Source organism: Varibaculum sp. GTC20041 (assembly GCF_055387755.1).
The window spans coordinates 318,529-338,531 of sequence record NZ_AP041144.1; the positions used below are offsets into that span (position 1 = coordinate 318,529).

Annotated in this window: 15 protein-coding genes; 7 read left to right on the plus strand and 8 right to left on the minus strand. The window is 52.6% G+C overall.

From position 1 onward, the window contains the following. Positions 1 to 126: 126 nt before the first annotated feature. Positions 127 to 1,779, plus strand: coding sequence for a bacterial Ig-like domain-containing protein (locus tag ACZ5BI_RS01255; RefSeq protein WP_464896443.1), 1,653 nt, complete (start codon positions 127 to 129; stop codon positions 1,777 to 1,779). A gap of 340 nt (positions 1,780 to 2,119) precedes the next feature. Here ACZ5BI_RS01255 and ACZ5BI_RS01260 read toward each other — a convergent pair whose 3' ends face one another. After that, positions 2,120 to 2,941, minus strand: a complete 822-nt coding sequence (locus tag ACZ5BI_RS01260; protein WP_464896444.1) for an alpha/beta hydrolase — start codon at positions 2,939 to 2,941, stop codon at positions 2,120 to 2,122. A 152-nt stretch (positions 2,942 to 3,093) separates the two neighbouring features. On the opposite strand from ACZ5BI_RS01260, the gene ACZ5BI_RS01265 reads away from it, so the two are divergent. Continuing rightward, entirely contained in the window at positions 3,094 to 3,417 is a 324-nt protein-coding gene (locus tag ACZ5BI_RS01265; RefSeq protein ID WP_278606129.1) for a YtxH domain-containing protein, read from the plus strand. A gap of 1 nt (position 3,418) precedes the next feature. Beyond that, positions 3,419 to 4,528: a VIT1/CCC1 transporter family protein gene (locus ACZ5BI_RS01270; protein ID WP_464896445.1), complete on the plus strand. Its 1,110-nt coding sequence runs from the start codon at positions 3,419 to 3,421 to the stop codon at positions 4,526 to 4,528. 5 nt (positions 4,529 to 4,533) lie between these two features. On the opposite strand, the gene ACZ5BI_RS01275 is transcribed toward ACZ5BI_RS01270, so the two are convergent. From ACZ5BI_RS01275 to ACZ5BI_RS01290, 4 genes are all read right to left on the minus strand, one after another. Then, the gene (locus ACZ5BI_RS01275) at positions 4,534 to 5,343 is read right to left on the minus strand and encodes a trimeric intracellular cation channel family protein (protein WP_464896446.1); all 810 of its coding nucleotides are present in this window, start codon (positions 5,341 to 5,343) and stop codon (positions 4,534 to 4,536) included. Positions 5,344 to 5,769: 426 nt separating this feature from the next. After that, positions 5,770 to 7,737, minus strand: a complete 1,968-nt coding sequence (locus ACZ5BI_RS01280; protein ID WP_464896447.1) for an MFS transporter — start codon at positions 7,735 to 7,737, stop codon at positions 5,770 to 5,772. Between the two features lie 39 nt (positions 7,738 to 7,776). Continuing rightward, entirely contained in the window at positions 7,777 to 8,262 is a 486-nt protein-coding gene (locus ACZ5BI_RS01285; RefSeq protein ID WP_464896448.1) for a MarR family winged helix-turn-helix transcriptional regulator, read from the minus strand. 547 nt (positions 8,263 to 8,809) lie between these two features. Continuing rightward, positions 8,810 to 9,601, minus strand: a complete 792-nt coding sequence (locus ACZ5BI_RS01290) for an HNH endonuclease family protein (protein ID WP_316694730.1) — start codon at positions 9,599 to 9,601, stop codon at positions 8,810 to 8,812. A 94-nt stretch (positions 9,602 to 9,695) separates the two neighbouring features. On the opposite strand from ACZ5BI_RS01290, the gene hrpB reads away from it, so the two are divergent. Continuing rightward, positions 9,696 to 12,356: an ATP-dependent helicase HrpB gene (hrpB, locus tag ACZ5BI_RS01295; RefSeq protein WP_464896449.1), complete on the plus strand. Its 2,661-nt coding sequence runs from the start codon at positions 9,696 to 9,698 to the stop codon at positions 12,354 to 12,356. A gap of 378 nt (positions 12,357 to 12,734) precedes the next feature. On the opposite strand, the gene pgm is transcribed toward hrpB, so the two are convergent. Further along, positions 12,735 to 14,405, minus strand: a complete 1,671-nt coding sequence (gene pgm, locus ACZ5BI_RS01300; RefSeq protein WP_464896450.1) for a phosphoglucomutase (alpha-D-glucose-1,6-bisphosphate-dependent) — start codon at positions 14,403 to 14,405, stop codon at positions 12,735 to 12,737. Between the two features lie 86 nt (positions 14,406 to 14,491). On the opposite strand from pgm, the gene ACZ5BI_RS01305 reads away from it, so the two are divergent. Then, positions 14,492 to 15,094: a nucleoside deaminase gene (locus ACZ5BI_RS01305; protein WP_464896451.1), complete on the plus strand. Its 603-nt coding sequence runs from the start codon at positions 14,492 to 14,494 to the stop codon at positions 15,092 to 15,094. Between the two features lie 262 nt (positions 15,095 to 15,356). Further along, positions 15,357 to 16,607 carry an ATP-binding protein gene (locus ACZ5BI_RS01310; protein ID WP_270626979.1) on the plus strand — a complete coding sequence of 417 codons (1,251 nt, stop codon included), beginning with the start codon at positions 15,357 to 15,359 and terminating at the stop codon, positions 16,605 to 16,607. Between the two features lie 70 nt (positions 16,608 to 16,677). On the opposite strand, the gene ACZ5BI_RS01315 is transcribed toward ACZ5BI_RS01310, so the two are convergent. After that, on the minus strand, positions 16,678 to 17,562 hold the full coding sequence (locus ACZ5BI_RS01315) for an N-acetylmuramoyl-L-alanine amidase (protein WP_464896452.1): 885 nt from the start codon (positions 17,560 to 17,562) through the stop codon (positions 16,678 to 16,680). 322 nt (positions 17,563 to 17,884) lie between these two features. On the opposite strand from ACZ5BI_RS01315, the gene ACZ5BI_RS01320 reads away from it, so the two are divergent. Then, entirely contained in the window at positions 17,885 to 19,387 is a 1,503-nt protein-coding gene (locus tag ACZ5BI_RS01320) for a CoA-acylating methylmalonate-semialdehyde dehydrogenase (RefSeq protein WP_278606121.1), read from the plus strand. A gap of 14 nt (positions 19,388 to 19,401) precedes the next feature. Here the strand turns inward: ACZ5BI_RS01320 and pdxT are convergent, their stop codons facing one another. Then, positions 19,402 to 19,971, minus strand: a complete 570-nt coding sequence (gene pdxT, locus ACZ5BI_RS01325; protein ID WP_464896453.1) for a pyridoxal 5'-phosphate synthase glutaminase subunit PdxT — start codon at positions 19,969 to 19,971, stop codon at positions 19,402 to 19,404. Positions 19,972 to 20,003 lie beyond the last annotated feature (32 nt).

Here is a 20,003-nt window from a genome sequence, read left to right on the forward strand (position 1 = left end):
CCGTCTTCTATTCAGTGTTATTAGTTACTTAGGCACCTGGCATCCGCGCCGAATCGCCTATCATAAAAAGGTATAAGTCCGTACCGATTTATATTGATCAACGTTTCAAGTGGAGAGATAGGGATAATGCCAAAAACTATGGAAAGAGTGATCAGTTTCCTGATCGCGCCGTTGCTATTAGTGGGGATGGGGTTACTGGCGGTCACACAAGTGCCAAGTGCTAACGCCGAAGATAGTACCTCCGATAAATCCGTGCGGATCGAAATCCTGCCGGAAATATTTCTTAAATCCGGTGGCAAGGAAGTGTTCGCCAAACCAGAGGAAACTATCGGGGTAGGACGCTCTCTCAATGTTTACGGTGGACCCCCTACAGGACAGGTCTTGGAAGTTTGGAAAAACGTTGCTTTCCAGGTCTATGACCAGGGTGGAAAACTAATCGAAACTACCAAGGGTACGGTTGGAGATAACAAGCGCTGGGGAGGTGCAAAATACTTAGGGCCGTATCCGCAAGGTAAAACCTATACCGTAAAGGTAGATCCCTCCACCCTGCCAGCTGGCTATCACTCGTGGTTCACGGCTCAAAAATCTGGGTACCCGGAGGCTACAGGCGGGAAAACTGACATGATGACGGTGCCCCAAGATTCACAGTCCGCGACTAATGCTGCGGGCAATGTTAACCCGATTGCGGAAACCCGCTTCCACATGGACGTGGTGAACATTGCTTATGCGAAAAACCCGGAAATTGCCAAGGATCTTTTTGCGGTAGATGCGAAGGGAAAGATCACCGGGCTTAATCCGAAATATAAAGCCGGCAGTGACTATGTGCTCAAGCCCATCGATCAAGATGGAAAGGTGGTACTGCCTACCTCAGCAGAAGCAGATAAACTTGCTGCCGAAGGTTACATGCCTAGCCAGTATTATTTCTACTACAAGGACAAGGCCGCTCCGATCTCCGCGCTAGAATTCCATGAAGGTTTTAGTTATTTGCGGTACTGGGAGGGCGTTGACCAGGTAAATACTAAGGCTAAATTTAAGTCTTCCAGTGTCTTTACGGTGATGTTGGATCAAAAGATTCCTGCAGTTACCTTCTATAAGGGCGCGCCTGAAGAAGGTAAGGATCCCGAAGTTTTGGCTACCCAGCAGGTCTATTACCGACATTCCCTCGCGGGTAACTGCCTAAGTGATGGCAAGACTTGCCTACCGAAGAAGCTCCCTGCTGCTCCGGCTGCTCCGGCAGGGCAGGTTTTCAAAGAATGGAATACCAAGGCAGATGGCAGCGGACAATCTTTCAACGCCGAGACTGTAGTTATGGCGGATATGGCGGTCTACCCCGTGTATGGCGAGAACACCCCACCCGTCTTAGAGGTCAAAGATGCCACTATTACCGCTGGTGATGAGCTGGATTTACGTTCCCTTATTACCAAGGCTTTTGATGAAGAGGACGGGGCTGACCTCGCAGATAAGGTAGAGATTGAAAAAGGCAACTTTGATCCGGCTAAACCGGGCACCTACGAAGTTAAGTTCACCTTGACTGATATGAATGGGGAAAGCGTATCTGCCACCGCGAAAATAACTGTGGAGGAAGAGTCCGCGCCGAATCAACCAGATAAACAGGACAAGCCGGGCAAACAGGAGAATTCAAATTCCCCGTCCCGCGGTGATAAGCAGCAGATGCCACCAACTGGAGCAGCAGGAAGTAGTGCTTTACGCATCGCTTTGGTTTGCCTTTTAGCGGGTATGGCTGCCACTAGCAGAGCGCGGGTGAGTCGGAAACGATAAACCAGGCTCACGCTACTAGCCTCCTCCCTACGGAAACTGGGGGAGGGTAGAGAGTCTTGCAGACAGAGAGTGGGGGCGGATTCCTTTGGAATCCGCCCCCACTTTTGTTCCCCATCTCAAGCAAATAAGGAGATATCAATACGCTCAATCCTTATTGCTGGTATTAACTCTAAGCTACGTTCCTGGAAGGGAATATAAACGAACCTGGAAGTAGCCTCTACGTTTGGTAAAGACTGCAGTTCAAAACGGTTCCTGAACGATTTCTCTATTTTTCCCAAGAAGTTTCTGGAAGCTAAAAGCGCTGGTAGTGGCAGTAAAATGTAAGTTATTGTTTGTTAACTTAGTGATCTGCAGGTGGGACTAGGCGACTAACCCAAGCGACTATCTGGTCACGTAGAAAATCAACTTTTTCCGCATTCGCGAAACTGCCATCAGGTTTGCGGTAGTTGGCAGGAAGTTGTCCGTAAAGGCTGAGCTTTTCTAGGAACAGTAATTCGCAATTGGGAGGTAGCAGCGCTTGAGGATCCTCAATTAGGGGCGCAAACCACTGGGAAGCCAAGGTTTGGGGGTCTACTACAAATAAAGCTGGGAGCGCAATATCGTGCAGTAACTTCTCGGTGTCGACCATGGTTAGTTCCGCCAGGGTGCGTTTGCCAATTACAAAATAAGACCGACCCTCACCTTGGTCATTAGGAATCCGAGTATGCCCTACCCGCTCTAATTCAGCTAGTTGGGAGGAAGAGAAAACGTCCTCCCAAGGAACCTCGGCGGGACCGAGAATCGGGGCGGTTAATACTAGCGCCTGTACTTTGTCTGGCACGGCGCGTAACGCTACCAAGGCACCCGACCCATCTGCATGCAGCACCTGTTGGTCAAAACCGCGTTCAGACAGCCAGCCGCAAGCTGCCTTTAGATCCTCGATCTGATTCTCCAAACTGATCACGTCATCCGAGCTATTTCCGCAGCCCGAAAAATCTAATTGCAAAGTACTGTACCCAGCAGCGCGATAGGATTTTGCGAAGGCATCAAACCATCCTAAACCGTGCCGATCAAGCAAAAACGAATGCGCGAAAATCACTGCGCGGTTACTGGCGTCCACTGGAACTACCAAGTCGGCCGCCAAAGTTACCCCCCGAGAAGTGGGGATGCTGATTTCACTCATATATCCACCGTAAACGGTGAGGCATAAAAAATGTTGTGAAAAAACACAAAAATCACTTAAGGAAAGCTTTTACTATTTCCGCATAAGACCGTGATAGATCCGTGAGATAGAATAGCTAACAGTTGGGCTAATCGACATGAAAGGTGTTGACCGTGGGGAAAAAACTGTTGACCGTCCTCGGTATTGGTGCTGGTATTGCGCTAGTTCGCCGCGAAATTCGTGAGAATCCAGAGGGTGGGGTAGCTAAAACCGTTAACGCGGTGACTTCCAATCCCCAGGTACGCCGGGCAGGAGATGCCACCAAGCAAAAAGCTTCCGAGATTTTTCGCCGTCAAGGGGAAGCTGTTACCGACAAGATTGCGGATGCGGTCAAAGAACGAATCTTTGGAGTAACGCCGGCCAGTAAATCGGAACCGGAATTTGTAGATGTAGAGATTGAGGAAATAACCGTTGAAGGACCGGATTCCCGACTCTAAAATGACTGGCTCAGTTGTTAATAGTGCAGATACTGATCCAGGTAAAGTATCTGCAGTTTCCAAAAAACAACTGCGGCGGTGGCGCAAATACCTCGCGGAAGAACGTCTAGAGGCTGATACTTACCGCTACCTAGCACGGCGGCGGAGCGGAGATGAACGGGAAGTTCTCCAAGAATTATCAATCGCCGAAGAACGCCACGAACAGTATTGGTTAAACCTATTAGGGGAGGATGCGCTTCCTACCCCCCGGGCAAGCATGCGTTCGCGCCTCCTCAATTTTTTCACTCGGATTTTCGGAACCATCTTTATGTTGGCGATGATGCAGCGAGCAGAGCAGCGTCACGACTATGAGGCTGACCTGGATGTTCCCAAGGAAATGGTGGCGGATGAAAAAATTCATTCCGAGGTGGTGCGAGGCTTAGCAGCCCGCCAGCGTGCCACAATTTCGGGTAGTTTCCGAGCAGCGGTTTTCGGCGTCAACGATGGCTTGGTGTCTACCTGCGCCCTCATTTTGGGTATTTTTGGTACTGGAGTTTCTAAAACCACCATTATCGCTACTGGTTTGGCCGGATTGCTTTCGGGAGCGTTGTCCATGGGGGCAGGGGAGTACGTTTCGGTACGCTCCCAAACTGAACTTTTGGCTTCTTCTTCGCCCGACCCTGAGTCCGAGCACGCCATCGATAAGTTGAATATGAATGAAAACGAATTGGCGTTAGTGTTTCGGGCACGGGGAGACGATGCCGAAACTGCAGACCGGAAGGCTGTCGCCGCTTTTTCCAAGATTAGAAAAGGTGGACATGCCTACTTAGAGTCGAATAGTCAGGAATACGAAGAAATCGGTACCGGTATGAAAGCAGCGATTTCTTCATTTACTTTTTTCGCTATCGGAGCGTTCATTCCGCTTTTCCCGTTTTTGCTGCCAATCTCGCCCCTGCAAGGTGCGGTAGTGGCCGTGATTTTAGTAGGTTTGGCGCTAGTGATCGTGGGCGGAATTGTGGGGCTGTTGTCGGGAGTAAATCCGGCTCCGAAAGCATTGCGACAGCTCTTGATTGGGTATGGAGCCGCGGGAGCCACCTATCTGTTGGGGTTAGGGATCGGCACCCAGCTCTAAGCAGCTTAAATCCCGCTGTCGGTAGCTGGACTGTTAGCCGAATTCTCCCGGGAGTCGGGATCTTCAGGATGTCCGTTCCCCTCACTGCTCAAGTCATCGGCACCTGTAGTTTTTCGAGCGTTATTTTTATCGCGCCACCGTAAAATCTGCCGAAGCTGACGGGGAGTGAGGGTGATCCTAATGTCCGGAGCCTCGGGAAGTACCCAGCCTCGCCACTGAGATAAGAGCACGAACACCAGGGCGGTAATAATTGAAAGCGCCATTCCAAGTACTGGCATCCCCAGTTTAAAGAAGACCACCATGATTACTGCGGAGGTCGCAGCAGGCGTGGCATAAAGGTTAGCTCCCCCAAAAATCTTGGGGATTTTTCCCACCATCACATCCCGGATGATGCTGCCGCCTACGGCCGTGGTTAGTCCCATCATTAGTGCGGGTAATATTCCAAGTCCAAGGGCTAGAGTTTTTTGAGCGCCGGTGGCCGCCCAGCATCCGAGGCAGAGGGCGTCGGCTACCGTTATCAGCCGGTTTGTCCATTTTGCTTCTAGGCGCCAAAAGAATGCCATTGTCGCCCCCAGGAGGGCTCCCCCTAGATAAAAAGGGTCGGTGAATGCCACCGGAATTTGTTGTAGCAGTACGTCCCGAGTCATCCCGCCCCCTAGTGCGGAGATAACCGCGAGGGTGGCGAATCCGACCGCATCGAAATGGCGTTCCCGCGCAAGTTTTGCTCCAATTATCGCGGCACAAAACACTCCGGTCACATCTACTGCTCGGAATGCGAGCTCGAGGACTTCGGGGCCAAAAGAACTTGTGGGCATACCTATATTTTTGTCTTTTTCCCCCTAGTTTTTCCACTCCTGGATTAGTCCTGCGGATGTCCCCCTAGCAGCTAGTCCATCTCCTTCTTAGGGAGCAGGTTTTATCGCAACCCCAGGTTTCCCTCTATGTTGAGGTACGCATATGCATACGAGAGCGCTTTTATCGGAGTTTGGGCAGGGCGGTTAGTAGGCGCGATGGTGAGGGGAAAGAGTGTGTGCGAAAAACTAAATACCGCAGGGGGAGATTTTATCCGAGTGGGTGCGGTGGGCACGTAGGGGTGGGTTTTATCCGAGCAGGCGCGGTGGGCATAAGAATTCGGAAAATTCTTGGGCATTTTTCGAATTCTTGGGCAGGAGGAAAAACCCACCTCTGCGCGCCGAAACAATCGGGGTTTTTACCGAGCCAGACCCGGACATGGAGTGCTGTTACCGAGCAGGATCCGGGTTGATTGCGGCATCAATTTTACGCTTAGAAGGCAACCCTGCCAGGAGCAATATTCCAGCTAGCGACAAAATGGTATAGAACCAGAAGAGGCGAGTAAATCCTTCGTTTAACCCCATCTGGAATGCGGTCTCTATCTGCTCGCGATGGGACTCAATATCTTTTAGATATTTAGCTCGCATTTGTTCCACACTTGGAGGCACCGTTCCCATCTGGGCTTTTATCTTGGCTTCTTGTTGATCAAACATATAGTTCGCTATGTCTTTACTGCGATCTACTATGTTGGTAACATCGGCGGTTTTAATTTTGTCTTGCAGAGGAGCAGGCATATCGGACATCTTGAATCCCATATCTGCTTTCGTCTTGGGGGCGTCTGTTTTAGGACTGGGCTTTTGCTCCGGAACATTTGTTTGCGCGTTAGGAGGCATGGTCTGCCTCTCTGCTTGCCCTTGTGGAGGCATTACTGCGGGCATCTTTCCGTCAGCTTCAGGTGCCTCCGCCGTCATGGCGGGCATTGCCGGCATTTCCATCGCGGGCATCGCGTCCATGATTTTACCGGAAAGCCCTCCCATCGCGGTGGCGAGCAACCCTACTAAGATCGCGGGAGCCAAAGTGGTGCCCAGTGAGCGAATCAAAGACAGTGTTGCTTGTCCGGAATTAGCATCAGACTCGGGAATCAAATGCAAGATTAGGTAGGTTAACGGCGCGCCCATCAAGAACCCTAGTCCTAGTCCCATCACAAAAATGGAAACTGAGTTAGAAAGGATACCTGGGTGGGCGCTTGCCCAATAAATCAGCATAAATCCGGCGATCGTGGAGATCACTACGCCAACTCCTAGAACTGCGCGAGGACCGAAACGGTCAGTTAGCCGTCCACTTAAAGGCGCGCCGACTGCCGAGGCCACGCCAATAATAATCGTGGGGTAACCACCGGCTCCTGAGGGTAGACGCATGCAATTTTCGGCGAATTGGGGGATGAACATGACGGTCATCATTAAGATGCCAGACACTGCCCCAAACATTAGGGTGCAGCCTACGTTGATCGTACCGAAATACTTGAAATCGATGAGGGGATCGCGGGCGCGTTTTTCTGCCACCCAAAATACTGGCAGTAAGATTACGAAAAGCAGTAATCCCACCCAGACGTCACGATTCTGGATCGACTTGCTAATGTTGGTGAAGTCGAGATTCTGAAAAGCCCACAGTAGGGCAGTAATCATTATTACCAGGATAAATACGCCTGGTACGTCTAGTTTTCGATCTGAACTTTGATTCTCTTGCGGCAGTGACCAAATTCCGAGGGCGACTACGATTACAGCAATCGGAACATTAATGTAGAAGATCCATTGCCAGTTTTCTTGTCCGGCGATATCCAAAACTAAAGAACCTGCGGAACCACCGAATACTGAGGCGACGCCGTACACCATGCCGACCAGCCCCAGAGCCATTCCTCGTTTGGAAGGAGGAACAATGGTTCCTACTGCGGCCGTTGCCACCGGCATCATCCCGCCGCCTCCGATTGCTTGGATCGCGCGGGAAGCGAGCAGCAATCCTAGAGAGGAGAAGTCTTGTGCTAGTCCGCATCCTAGGGAGCCAAGCCCAAATAGTCCGATAGCCAGCACGTATACTGGTTTACGGCCAATTATGTCCGCGATTTTTCCGATTACTGGAATCGCTGCCGCATAGGCGAGGGTGTAAATAGTAAATACCCAAACCCCGACTTTGTCATCGACTCCGAGTCCGTTTTGAATAACTGTACGCGCCGGGTTTACGATCCCCATATCTAGGGCGCCCATGCCGATTCCTGCTAAGTAGAGGACGAGGACGAGCTTCCAGCGCTTAGGAGCGGTAAAGTCGGCCGGTGCGTCCTCGTCTTTCCCCTTGGCTGTTTCAGAGGGTTTTTTCGGTTCTGTTGTTACCTCGGTTTTCGAGGAATTAAGTTCGGTGCTCATGTTAATCCTTCACTTAGCCAGTGGTTGTTGGCGAGACTCTTAAACTTCTAGGTGGTGGGAGGTGTCTACGGATTCCACGAACTCGCGCAGCATTTCGGTAAAGATGGTTAATTCTTTCTGACTGCGTTCGGCAAATAAGCCGCTGAGACCAGCCTCCATAGGGGCAGTAAAGTCGTGTCCGATTTTCCCGCCTAGTTCCGAGATACGCAGTATGGTTTTACGGCGGTCGTTATCGCTGGTTTCGCGATTTACGTATCCAGAATCGACTAGCCGATCAGTCAAGTAGCTGACTGCCGCGCGAGTAATGTGTAGTTGCTGCGCTAATTCTGAGGGGGAGAGGGGAGTCCCTGCCAGTTCAGCTTGCCAGATTTGTAGTAGCGCTTCCCCGTCTTTTCCGTGTAGTCCCATTTTTGAGGAATACCGGTTAATCAGGTCATTTGAAGCAAACACCATTCTGTGCAGTTCGTACAGGAGTTGGTCGATAAGCTTCTCGCGCCTCTTGGCAGATGTCGCAGCATTATTCATGTAGTTAAGTATATTAACAATTAAAAAACTTAAGCAACCCGGATTAAGGTTTTATACCCCTTGCACGACTTGATCCCGCAGGGATCCCTCGGTTAGGGAGTCACCGATATCGGGATTAATGCCCAGAGGAGCCGGTTTTATCCGAGTGGGTGCGGCGGACATAAGAATTTGGGAAATACCTGGGGTATTTCCCAAATTCTTGGGCGGGAGGAAAAACCGGCTCCTTTGGGTACGGCTGTAGCACGCGCGTAACAGCGATTTAACCAGCAGGTATATAAATTCGCCGGGGTAGGCTTTATCCGAGTAGGTGCGGTGGGTGTGCGAGCCGCGGCCGGTAAAAGATATGAGAGAGGATTGACAGGAGTGTATGTTCGCAGGGGTAGATTTTATCCGAGTAGGTGCGGTGGGTGTGCGAGCCGCGGCCGGTAAAAGATACTAGAGGGGCTTGACCTGCGTAGCAGGTCATGGGGTCCCCGGAGTGCTTTTACCGAGCCAGGCTCGAACTTGCAGGTACAGCTGCAGGTACGCGGACTATTACCGAACCAGGCTAACCAGCGGGAAGGGGCTGCGCGGGGCAGGATGACGCCACCGAAGCCATTGCGCGCTTTTCTTCGGGAGTAACCCACAGTTTCCATTTTTGTTTTATCGCGGTCTGTAAAGCAACATATTGGCATTGAAACCCTTTATTTGGGGGTAGCCAACTGGCAGAGTCCTTATCTTTCTTATCTTGGTTTGCCGTTCCATCAACCGCCAGCAGATTCAACGGATCGTTGGCGAACTGTTCACGAGTCTTAGAGTCCCACCGGCTAGCTCCGGTTTTCCACGCATTGGACAGGGCGACTACGTGATCTATTTGCACCTTGCTGGAGCTTTGGGCACCTTTGTGAAACTGCTGGTAGCGGCCGGTGTAAGGTTCGGTAAACTCTCCGCTAACCACTACACAGTCACGGGTTCCAGGCTTGGTGTGTACCTGTGAAAGGTCACGTTTTAAAATATCGTTCCGGGTATCACAACCATTGCGATCAACATCTGCCCAGCGGATCCCGAATTGGGAACGCTGATAGGGGGAGGCGCTTTCCCACTCGCCCTCAGGTAAAGAGGCAACTGCCTTGACTAAATCGGTTTGCACCGATTCGGAGAGGATTTGATCCGCGCTTTTTCCCCAATCTGGAAGCGTTAGTTGGGGAGCTCCCTTGGTGGAGAGTCCGGCTAAATCTGGACCTAAACCCGGAATAAAAGCCCAGGCTAACAGGGCAAGAATAAAGGTGGCGATGATGCGGTTTCCCCAAGAACCCTTCCCTGGCCGCCACCGGCGTCTACCTCGCCTGCTATACCCCATGTATCTATTGTGCTTATTTTGTGTAAGCTTTCCTACTTAGCTGTACCGCTGCCGGAAGTATTGGCTTTTTTCTCCCACGGTGCACAATAGAAGTATGTTCACGCTTTCCCAGGCAGGTGCCCTCGCCCCTGAGCTTCCGGCGACTAGTATACTGCCGGAGCTGAAAGGCGTCCTCGAGACCGTAGGAAAAGCAATTGTTACGGCAGCACCGGGATCAGGGAAAACTACTTTGGTTCCTCCTTTTTGCTGGGCTCTTGAGGACGCGCGGGCAAAAACTAGCGCCGAGGCAGCGGGGGTAATCGTGACCGAACCGCGCCGGGTTGCTGCGCGAGCGGCGGCTAGCTATCTTCAGACCTTATTGCCTCGAGATGAATGTGATCTGGCCGCGAAAGTGGCATTTTCGATCCGGGGAGAATCTACTCGCAGCCGTGATACCCGCATAGATTTTGTCACTGCCGGCCTGTTTTTGCGACGCCTGCTGGCAGATCCAGAAGTTTCTGGTATTGGCACGGTAATCATTGATGAAGTACACGAACGATCATTAGAGACTGATGTCTTATTAGCTCTGCTCTGCGAAGTACGGCAGCTGCGTCCGGAGTTGCGGATAGTGGTGATGTCGGCGACTTTAAATAGTGATCTTTTCCGTCAGGTCTTAGGGGAAGATACCCCCGTTTTAGAGGCGGAGGGCAAACTTTTCCCCCTGCAGGAAGTATTCGCACCGCCGCCAGCGCGGGTGCGCCGGATTAGTGAACGAGGAACCTCTTGGGAGTTTCGGGATTATTTGGCCGATCTGGCGTTAAACCGTCGTATTCAAGGTGACACTTTAGTGTTTGCCCCCGCAATCGCAGATGTAGAGGCGATTGCCGCTACTTTGCGGTCGCGCGCTAGTCAACCGCAGCGAATCATGACCCTGCACGGGCAGTTATCTGCCCGTGAGCAGACAAAAGTACTGTCCCAGGGCGCCTCTGCTGTTAGCGAGGACGCCCTGAAGCCGGGGGAGGGGCGGATTATTGTGGCCACTTCGGTGGCAGAATCGGCGCTTACTGTTCCCGGGGTTCGCCAAGTGGTTGACAGTGGATTATCGCGGGTTCCCAGTCGGCGCTTGCGCGGAAATGCGGGGGGACTCAGCACCTTGAGTTGCTCGCGAGCCGCGGCAGCTCAGCGTGCAGGCCGCGCCGCGCGCCTGGGACCTGGATATGTAATTCGGGCCTATGACCAGCAAACTTATGCGCGCATGGAAGCCGATACTCAGCCGGAAATCTTGTGCAGTGATTTGGCGCAGACCTATTTGCAGCTGGCAGATTGGGGGCAAACTGACCTGGAAGTTCTGGCGCTGCCGACTCCCCCTCCGCCTGCTGCCTGGCAGCAGGCGGAGAAGGAATTACAGGCTCTCGGCGCTATAGATGCTAACTGCCGGATTACCGCTTTTGGGCGCCAGCTGGTGCAAATTCCAGCTCACCCGCGCCTGGCACGTGCCCTGATTTTGGGGGCACGTCTGGTAGGTGAGCGCCGCGCCGCCCAAGTGGTCGCGGCTTTACAGGCAGATCTGCGCAGTTCAAACGGTGATTTGTGGGCAGCGATTCAGCGTGCGGAACGTCAAGGAGATAAAACCTACCGCACTGAGCGCAGCCGTTTTGAGGCGTTGGCGCGGCGCTATCACAAAATGGATTTCATTAGTGACGCTTTTGATTACTCGCTGTTAAAAGCCACAGATCAGTTGGGACGAACCGGCGTAAACAGCCATGAAGCGCAGTCTTCGCTTAGTTTGCAACACTTTGCAGGAGATCTAGGTGTAGGGGTAGTGGTGGCGATGGCTTTCCCTGACCAAATAGGCCGGTTAACCAACAAAGCTGGCGGGTATCAACTGTCTGGTTCGGGAGCGGCTCACCTAGACAATGACAGTTCTTTGTCCACTAGTAAGTGGTTGGCGATTGCCGAAATCGGGGTGCGCAAAGGAGGGAATGATCAAATTCGTTTAGCCGCACCTTTGACTGAAGAATTAGCCTTAGAGCTGGGGAAACATTTAGTACAAGAGAAACCCTTTGAAGAATTTAGGGACGGAAAAATCTGCGCGTGGCAAGAAAGATTATTAGGAGAAATCCCTCTGCAGCGCCAGAAAGCGAAAATCCGGGAACCTGAACGCCTCCTAGAAGCCGAATATCAGCGAGTGGGACTAGATTTTCTATCTTGGAATCCTAAAGCCAGTCACTTACGTGCCCGCTTGCGCTGGGCGGCGCACTATTTGCCTGCTGTTCCGGAAGTTGGTGACCAGGATTTACACGATAATCCCCGCTTCTGGCAGGTATTGATCAGTTATTTTGCACATGGAAAAAATGCCACTAATGCCCCGGTAGCTGCCTGGCTAGACGGTCTGCTGGACTACGAATCACGGCGCAGTTTGGAGCGGGAAGCCCCTAGCGAGTTTTTGGTTCCTTCCGGCCGGCGCGCCGCTATCATTTATCCAGATGAGGTAACCAACGGTCCGCCCCGGGTGCAAGCAAAACTACAAGAGTTCTTTGGCCTGCAATCCACGCCGAAAATCCTGGGCGGAAAGGTGAACCTGGCGATGGAGATGCTATCGCCAGCAGGACGTCCGCTGGCGTTAGTGACCGACTTGGATCATTTCTGGGATGAAGTGTATCCGCAGGTGCGTGCGGAAATGCGCGGTAGGTATCGCAAGCATCCTTGGCCGGAAGACCCCCGCGCCGCTATCGCGACTGCCACCACCAACCGCCAGCTCCGTTCCCGTAAATAAGGACGAAGGCTAGTAGTAGTGGGGGCAGGGGATAGATTTTTCCTCCCGCCCAAGAATTCGGTAAATACCAGCGGTATTTACCGAATTCTTGGGCCCACCGCGCCCACTCGGATAAAATCTATCCCCCGCCCCCGCAGTCACTCGGCGCGGATATAACCTGTTCCTCACGTCGGTTAGGTACTTGTGGCGGCAAACAGTAAAGGGCGGTGATTACTTATTGTCGATCAGGCTAGGCGGGCGTAAGAGCTTGGGCAATACCTTGGGTGTTGCCCAAGCTCTTTGGGCGGGAGACAAAAGTAATTACCGCCCTTGATGTCGGGATTCCTAATGTCGGTGCGGGAGGAAAAACCTAGCCCGCGCCCTCAGCTATTACGCATTCTAGGCTAGGGCGGCGCCTACTACCTCTTGCGCTTCGGAGATTACTTTATCTACGTGCTCATCACCCTGGAAGGATTCCGCGTAAATCTTGTAGATGTCTTCGGTACCTGAGGGGCGAGCCGCGAACCAGGCATCTTTAGTGACTACTTTCAGCCCGCCGATTTCGGCGTCATTACCAGGGGCACGCACCAGTTTGTCGGTGATATCCTCCCCGGCTAGTTTCAGGGCGGTTACGTCCTCGGAAGAAAGCTTCTTGAGCTTGGATTTCTGCTCTGGGGTCGCCGCTGCCTCGAAACGCTTATAACTGGAAGCCCCGAAACGTTCCACCTGTTGCTGATGCAGCTGCGAGGGAGAAGAACCAGTGACTGCCAGGATTTCCGAGGCTAGCAGCGCCAAAATAATGCCGTCTTTATCGGTAGTCCATACTGACCCGTCCTTGCGCAAGAAAGAGGCACCGGCCGATTCCTCGCCTCCGAAACCGATAGTTCCCGAAAGTAATCCCGGCACGAAATACTTAAAGCCCACTGGTACTTCCACCAATTTACGCCCCATATGGGCTACTACCCGGTCAATTAGCGAGGAAGAAACTAAGGTTTTACCAACCCCGCAACCCTCGCCCCACTGCGGGCGGTGCGTGTACAGGTATTCAATCGCCACTGCCAGGTAGTGGTTGGGATTCATCAACCCATCGGGGGTAACTATCCCGTGGCGATCCGAATCCGCGTCGTTACCGGTCGCAATATCGAAAGGCGTAATCCCGTCCTCGTCCGGAGCCATCTTTTGCCGCAGCGATGCCATCGCGTTGGGCGAGGAGCAATCCATCCGGATCTTTCCATCCCAATCCAAAGTCATGAAGCTGAAAGCGGGATCTACATTGGGATTGACCACTGTCAGGTTCAGGTCGTGGCGTTCTGCAATCATGCCCCAGTAATCGACTGAAGCGCCCCCTAGAGGATCGGCACCAATGCGCACGCCAGCAGAGCGAATCGCGTCCAAGTCAATTACGCTGGGGAGTGCATCTACGTATTCTCGCAGGTAGTCATGGGGGTGTACGCAATCTGCTCGGGATAAATCTGACAAAGTAGAGCGGGGAACATTCCGCCAGCCATCCTCAAGAATCTGGTTAGCGCGGTCGGCAATCCAGCCGGTAGCGTCTACATCGGCTGGCCCACCGGTGGGGGGATTGTATTTGAAGCCACCGTCGCGGGGAGGGTTGTGGGAAGGAGTGATTACAATCCCGTCTGCCACATCTGCACCCGAGGTGCGCACCTCGCCAGGGGCTCCGTTGGCCTGCAAAATAGCCAAGGAAACCGCCGGGGTGGGGACGTAGGAGTTCCGCGAATCAATCCGTACGTCCACTCCGTTAGCTACCAGCACCTCTAGGGCGCTGCGGTGGGCAGGTTCGGAGAGGGCGTGAGTGTCGCGTCCGATAAATAACGGCCCGTTAATTCCCTGGTTGCGGCGATACTCTACGATTGCTTGGGTGATAGCTACGATATGAGCTTCGTTGAATGCGTGGTCGAAGGCGCTGCCCCGGTGTCCCGAGGTGCCGAAACTTACCCGTTGGCTAGGCTCGCTAGGGTCTGGCTCTAGGTCATAGTAGGCGGCTAGGAGGTCATCGACATTGATTAAATCTTCTGGTTTGGCTTTCTGCCCGGCTCTTTCAAACATATAGTTAGTCTCTCACTTATTTGGGTTTCTGTCTGGAAAAGTACATAGGTTTCAACCAGGTAGCTGTTCTCTATTAAATTTGGATTGTGCATCGATTCGATTGGGCTATTCGGCAAGCTATGCAGCTGGCAGCACTTGCCGGTGAGGGCGGGGATGTCCCGGTAGGTGCGCTTGTGCTCGCTCCTCGGGAAGGAGGAACGGGAGCCCTTAATGCTTCCGACGGGGATATCTTCGAGGATGAGGGCGTGATAGGGGTAAAATCTGCAAGCAGCTTCTCGGGTAAAGCTCAAGGTGATAGCGTGTTCGAGGTTCCAGAAGAACCCGAGTTAGAGGATTGGGAAATTATCGGACGCGGATTTAACCAGCGGGAGGTCTCCCCGTTTGACCCTACTGCTCACGCCGAGATTGTGGCTTTGCGGCAGGCGGCGAGGAAGCGTGGCAGCTGGCGTTTGTCAGATACTACTTTGGTAGTGAATCTGGAGCCGTGCACGATGTGTGCCGGGGCAATCGTGAATGCCCGGGTTTCGCGGGTAGTGTTCGGCGCTTGGGATGATAAGGCGGGTGCTGCTGGCTCTGTGCGGGATGTTTTGCGAGATAGCCGCCTGAATCATCGCGTAGAAGTTATTGGCGGGGTTTTAGCGGACGAGTGCGGAGAACAGTTAAAAGACTTTTTCGCTAGTCGGCGCTAGGGGTAACCCTAGGGTTCAGCCATTTACCGGCGCTTTAATGCAGAAGTTGCATCCAATCGTCAGTTCCTTTCACTGGGGACTTCTGTGCATCCTCTGCTCGTGTTTTCTGACTCTAGTTGGGGTGCGTTTAGGTGCTTGCTTTTTGGAATCACCGGTTATTCCGACAAATAGGCAGATAACTTTCCGGCAAACAGGTGGATAACTATCCGGCAAATAGGCAGATAACTTTCCGGCAAACAGGTGGATAGGCTATAGTAAAAATATGTCTGACTACTTAAAACGGGTAATTGACTATGAGATTGCCCAAGTGTTTCCCCAATTACCTGCACTGTGTATAGCAGGAGCTAAAGGAGTGGGGAAAACGGAGACCGCCCAGCGACTCGCCCGCACTACCTACCAGTTAGACCAAGTTGATACTCGCACTATCTTGCAAGCAGACCCGCGTATTTTCCTACAACAACCACCCCCAGTTCTCCTGGATGAATGGCAACTATTGCCAGAAACCTGGGACACCGTTCGCCGCGCGGTTGATGCTGGTGCACGTCCCGAAAGTTTTCTGCTAACAGGTTCCGCCAGCCCCAAACCCGGGGTACAAACCCATTCGGGAGCGGGCAGAATCATAACTTTACGAATGCGACCTTTAACCCTTTCCGAACGAGGAATTACTACCCCCACCGTCAGTTTGCGTGACCTATTCGCCGGTGAGCAAGCGATAACCGGTAGCAGTGACTTAACTGCCTCTGATTACGCTGATGCCATCTGTCAAACCGGGCTGCCCGGATTTCAACAATTAACTGGGCGCGCTTTGCGCTTGGCGGTAGATTCCTATCTGCGTGACGTGATGGATAAAGATATCTTTACTCAAGGATATTTCACCCGCACTCCGCACACTTTGCGAGCTTGGTTGCGTTCTTATGCGCAGGCTACCGCGACTACCGCGTCCTATGCGCAGATATTAGAAGGGGCTACTGCTGGCGAGGGGGATAAACCCAGTTCCGAAACTACCCGCACCTATCGAGATTTCCTGACCAAACTCTGGATTTTGGAGCCTCTGGAAGCTTGGCAGCCTTTGGGTTCGGGGTGGAAACGCTTGACCAGCAGCCCTAAGCATCATCTAGTAGATCCTGGCTTTGCAGCTCGTCTCTTGGATTTAGAGTCTCAGGATTTACTGACTCCTGCCGGGGCTAATATGTACGGTGCCCTGTTTGAGTCTTTGGCTGTGCTATGCGTTAGGGTCTTTGCTCAAGCTCTAGAAGCTACGGTAGGGCATTTCCGTACCCGCGCAGGTGAGCATGAGGTCGATTTGGTTTTGCAAGGACGAGGAGGGGCAATAGTTGCCTTGGAAGTCAAAACCGCGAATCGGGTCACTGACCATGACGTTAAGCATTTACTCTGGTTGCGCGAACGTGTCGGCGAAAAAATGCGAGCTGCCGCTGTCTTGTATGGTGGAAAACAGGCTTATATGCGAAAAGACGGGATTGCGGTGATTCCTCTGGGGTGTTTGGGGCTTTGATGTTGATTTTGGGTAGGCAAACGATTTGAGGGCGAGGGATCGTTTTTGCTGATAGCTACTAGCTGCTGCGTTAGTTTTTGCCGGAGCTGGCGGAAAGGTAACTAATGAGTCCTTTTGTGAGGCCGGAAGCGTACTGTTTTTGCCCTTGAGGGCTGGATAATCTTTGAGCGTCTTGAGGGTTCCTCATTTCGCCTAGCTCCACCATTACTGCTGGTACTTTCGCAAAATTTAGGGTTGCGAGGTCGGAGCGAGGCAGGGGTGCGGAACCGTAAATCGTTGAAGGGCTAAGCCCTGCCACCTGTAATCCCGAGGACACGGCGCGTGCCAGGCGTTTTGACGGTTCCCCTTGGGCAGAGTTTAGGGGCGGACTCGCAACCATGACGAAGAATCCGTGAGGGGTTGGTGATTGGGAACCATTGGCGTGGATAGATAGGAACGCATCGGCGTGTTTCTCGTTCGGGATTTGTCCGCGCCGATCGACACATACCTTATCCGTATGGTCATCTTTTTTAGTCAGATGAACGCTTGCCCCTTTTCCTTGCAGTTCAGCTTGGACAATCAGGGCAACTTTCCAGTTGGCGGTATGTTCAGGATATCCGTTGTTAGTTGCAGTCCCCGACGTGTTGCATATTTTGCTTCCTCCGCGTCCATCAGGGACTTTATTGGTTAAATGTTGCCCGTTAGAGTGACCGGGATCTATTACGATAGTTTTTCCTGCCAGTATCTTTTTAGGTTCTGGATCGGGGGTCGAGGGCGAGGTGGGAGGGGAAGCTGGGCTAGGGGAATCCTTAGCGGTAACGCTAGGAGTGGAGCTGCTAGCGATTTTCTTGGTTGCAGAGAAATCGTGGTGGTCGGTGGCGGGACTGCAAGCGCTTAGGGATAAAAGGCTGATTGCCATTACGGTGACGCCGAACCGGTACACCTTTTGGGGGGAGTAGGGGAATTTTTGGAACACGTTGTAATCCTAACTGTATTTTGAGGGCGAGCCCTAAAACGGGGAGTGGGTGCGCTAATCTGCGCTGCCTCCTCTGATTCCAATCGCTAATTAAAAGAGGAGAGTGCCTAAACCTGGTGTTAGCGTTTTGGAGTGGTTCTGTAGGTTTCTCCGTAGCGAGCAAGGGTTAAGTAACCCTAGCGGTTGTGTCTGGGACTTAAGTCGATTAGAGTAGGCTTTGTAAGGACAATTAAGCTAGTCACGGTAATGCTAGTAGCGGTAATGCTAATAGCCTAGGCATGGCCGGCGATAGGGTCAGCGGAAATCGAAGGAGATACTGACAATGGTAAAACAGCTGCAACACTGGATTAACGGTGAATATGCGCAGGGTAAACCTGCCGGAGAAATTGAAATTGAAGATCCGGCGCTAGGTGAAGTAGTAGCTACTGTTCCCTCCGCATCAAGTGAAGATCTGGATCACGCAGTAGAAATTGCTAAAAAAGCTCAAAAAGAGTGGGCAAAACTCTCACTAGCCAAACGCGTGGACATTATGTTCAAGATGCGGCACCTGGTTTTGGAAAACCAGGACAAGATGGCAAGGCTCATCGTGCAGGAACACGGCAAGAACTACTCGGATGCGATCGGGGAAATCCAGCGCGGCCGGGAAACCCTAGATTACGCCTGTGGAATTAACGCCAATATGAAGGGCGAACATTCCTACCAGATTTCTACCGGCGTTGACATCTTCACCGTGCGGCAACCAGTGGGAGTGGTAGCAGGTATCTGCCCGTTCAACTTCCCCGCGATGGTACCCATGTGGATGCACCCTCTAGCTATCGCTACTGGTAACGCGATTATTATTAAGCCTGCCTCCTCCACTCCTTCCGCTGCCCTCTTGACCGGCGAACTATACAAGCAAGCGGGATTGCCGGACGGTATTTATCAGGTATTGACTGGAAACCGTAACCTGGTTACCTCGATTCTGGAGCACCCCGGAATTGATGCGATTTCGTTTGTGGGATCCACTCCAGTTGCCCATATCGTGCAGGACACCGGGGTTGCTCATGGTAAACGCGTTCAGGCGCTGGGCGGGGCAAATAACCACGCGATTGTGATGCCGGATGCAGATATTGATTTCGCCGCCAAACATATTTCGGCTGCTGCTTTCGGTGCGGCTGGTGAACGCTGCATGGCGCTACCGGTGGTAGTCGCGGTTGGCAGTGCTGGGGAAAAACTAGCCGAGAAAGTTAAAGCTCACGCAGATCAGATCCATGTGGATCAGGGCATGGTCGAAGGCTGCGAGATGGGGCCGGTGATTGACAAGAAGGCTCAGGAGCGTATCGAAGGGCTCATTACTGATGCTGAGGAACGCGGGGCAACCATCGTGCGTGATGGTCGCGGCTTCCGCCCTGAGGGCTACCCGAACGGTTACTTCGTAGGGCCGACCATTATCGATAACTGCCCCAAGGATGCGCCCGCATATTACGAGGAAATCTTTGGTCCGGTGCTGGTAATTACCCGCGCCGATACCTATGAAGAAGCTATCGAAATCGTTAACTCTTCGCCCTTCGGTAATGGCTCTGCCATCTTCACCAATGACGGCGGGGTAGCACGCAAGTTTACTCTCGAGGCTGAGGCCGGAATGGTGGGCGTCAACGTCCCGATCCCGACCCCGGTTGCCTACTACTCCTTCGGTGGCTGGAAAGACTCCCTGCTTGGTGACACTCATATTCACGGCCCCGAGGGCGTGAAGTTCTACACCAAGGCCAAGGCAATTACTACCCGTTGGCCGAGCGAGTCCGGACATTATGAAGCCACGATGAGCTTCCAGCGCGAAGAAGGCTAATAGTAGCTAAAAAACTAAAGGTTCAAGAACATTTGATGTAGGCGCGGGTCGCCGGTCAGTTCGGGGTGAAAAGTGACCCCGATTTGACCTCCGGCCCGCGCTCCTACAATTTTCCCATCTACTCGTCCGAGTTCTTCCACGCCCGAGCCGAGCTTACTGATGCGAGGAGCGCGAATGAAGGTCATTGGCAGATCTTCCATTCCCGCAAAAGCAGCCCGGGTATTAAAGGAACCAAGCTGGCGTCCATAGGCATTACGTTCCACGGTCACGTCCAAGGTGCCGAGCGCCAGGCGATCGACATCACGTTTACCCATAATCTGTTTGGCCAACAAGATTAATCCGGCACAGGTGCCTAGCACCGGCATCCCGGCTTTGACCATGTCTCGGAGCCGCTCCGCCATTCCCAGTTCAAGTAGGAGTTTTGATTGCACCGTGGATTCCCCGCCCGGCAATACCAGGCGGTTAAAACCGGTCTTTAGGTCTGCAGCTTCGCGCAGTTCAATTACCTGAGCCCCTAGTTTTTCTAGGCATTGTTCATGTTCAATGAAGGCACCTTGAACTGCCAGAACGCCAACTTTTTCCATTGAGTTTCGCTTACCGTTTCTGTTGCAGGGAA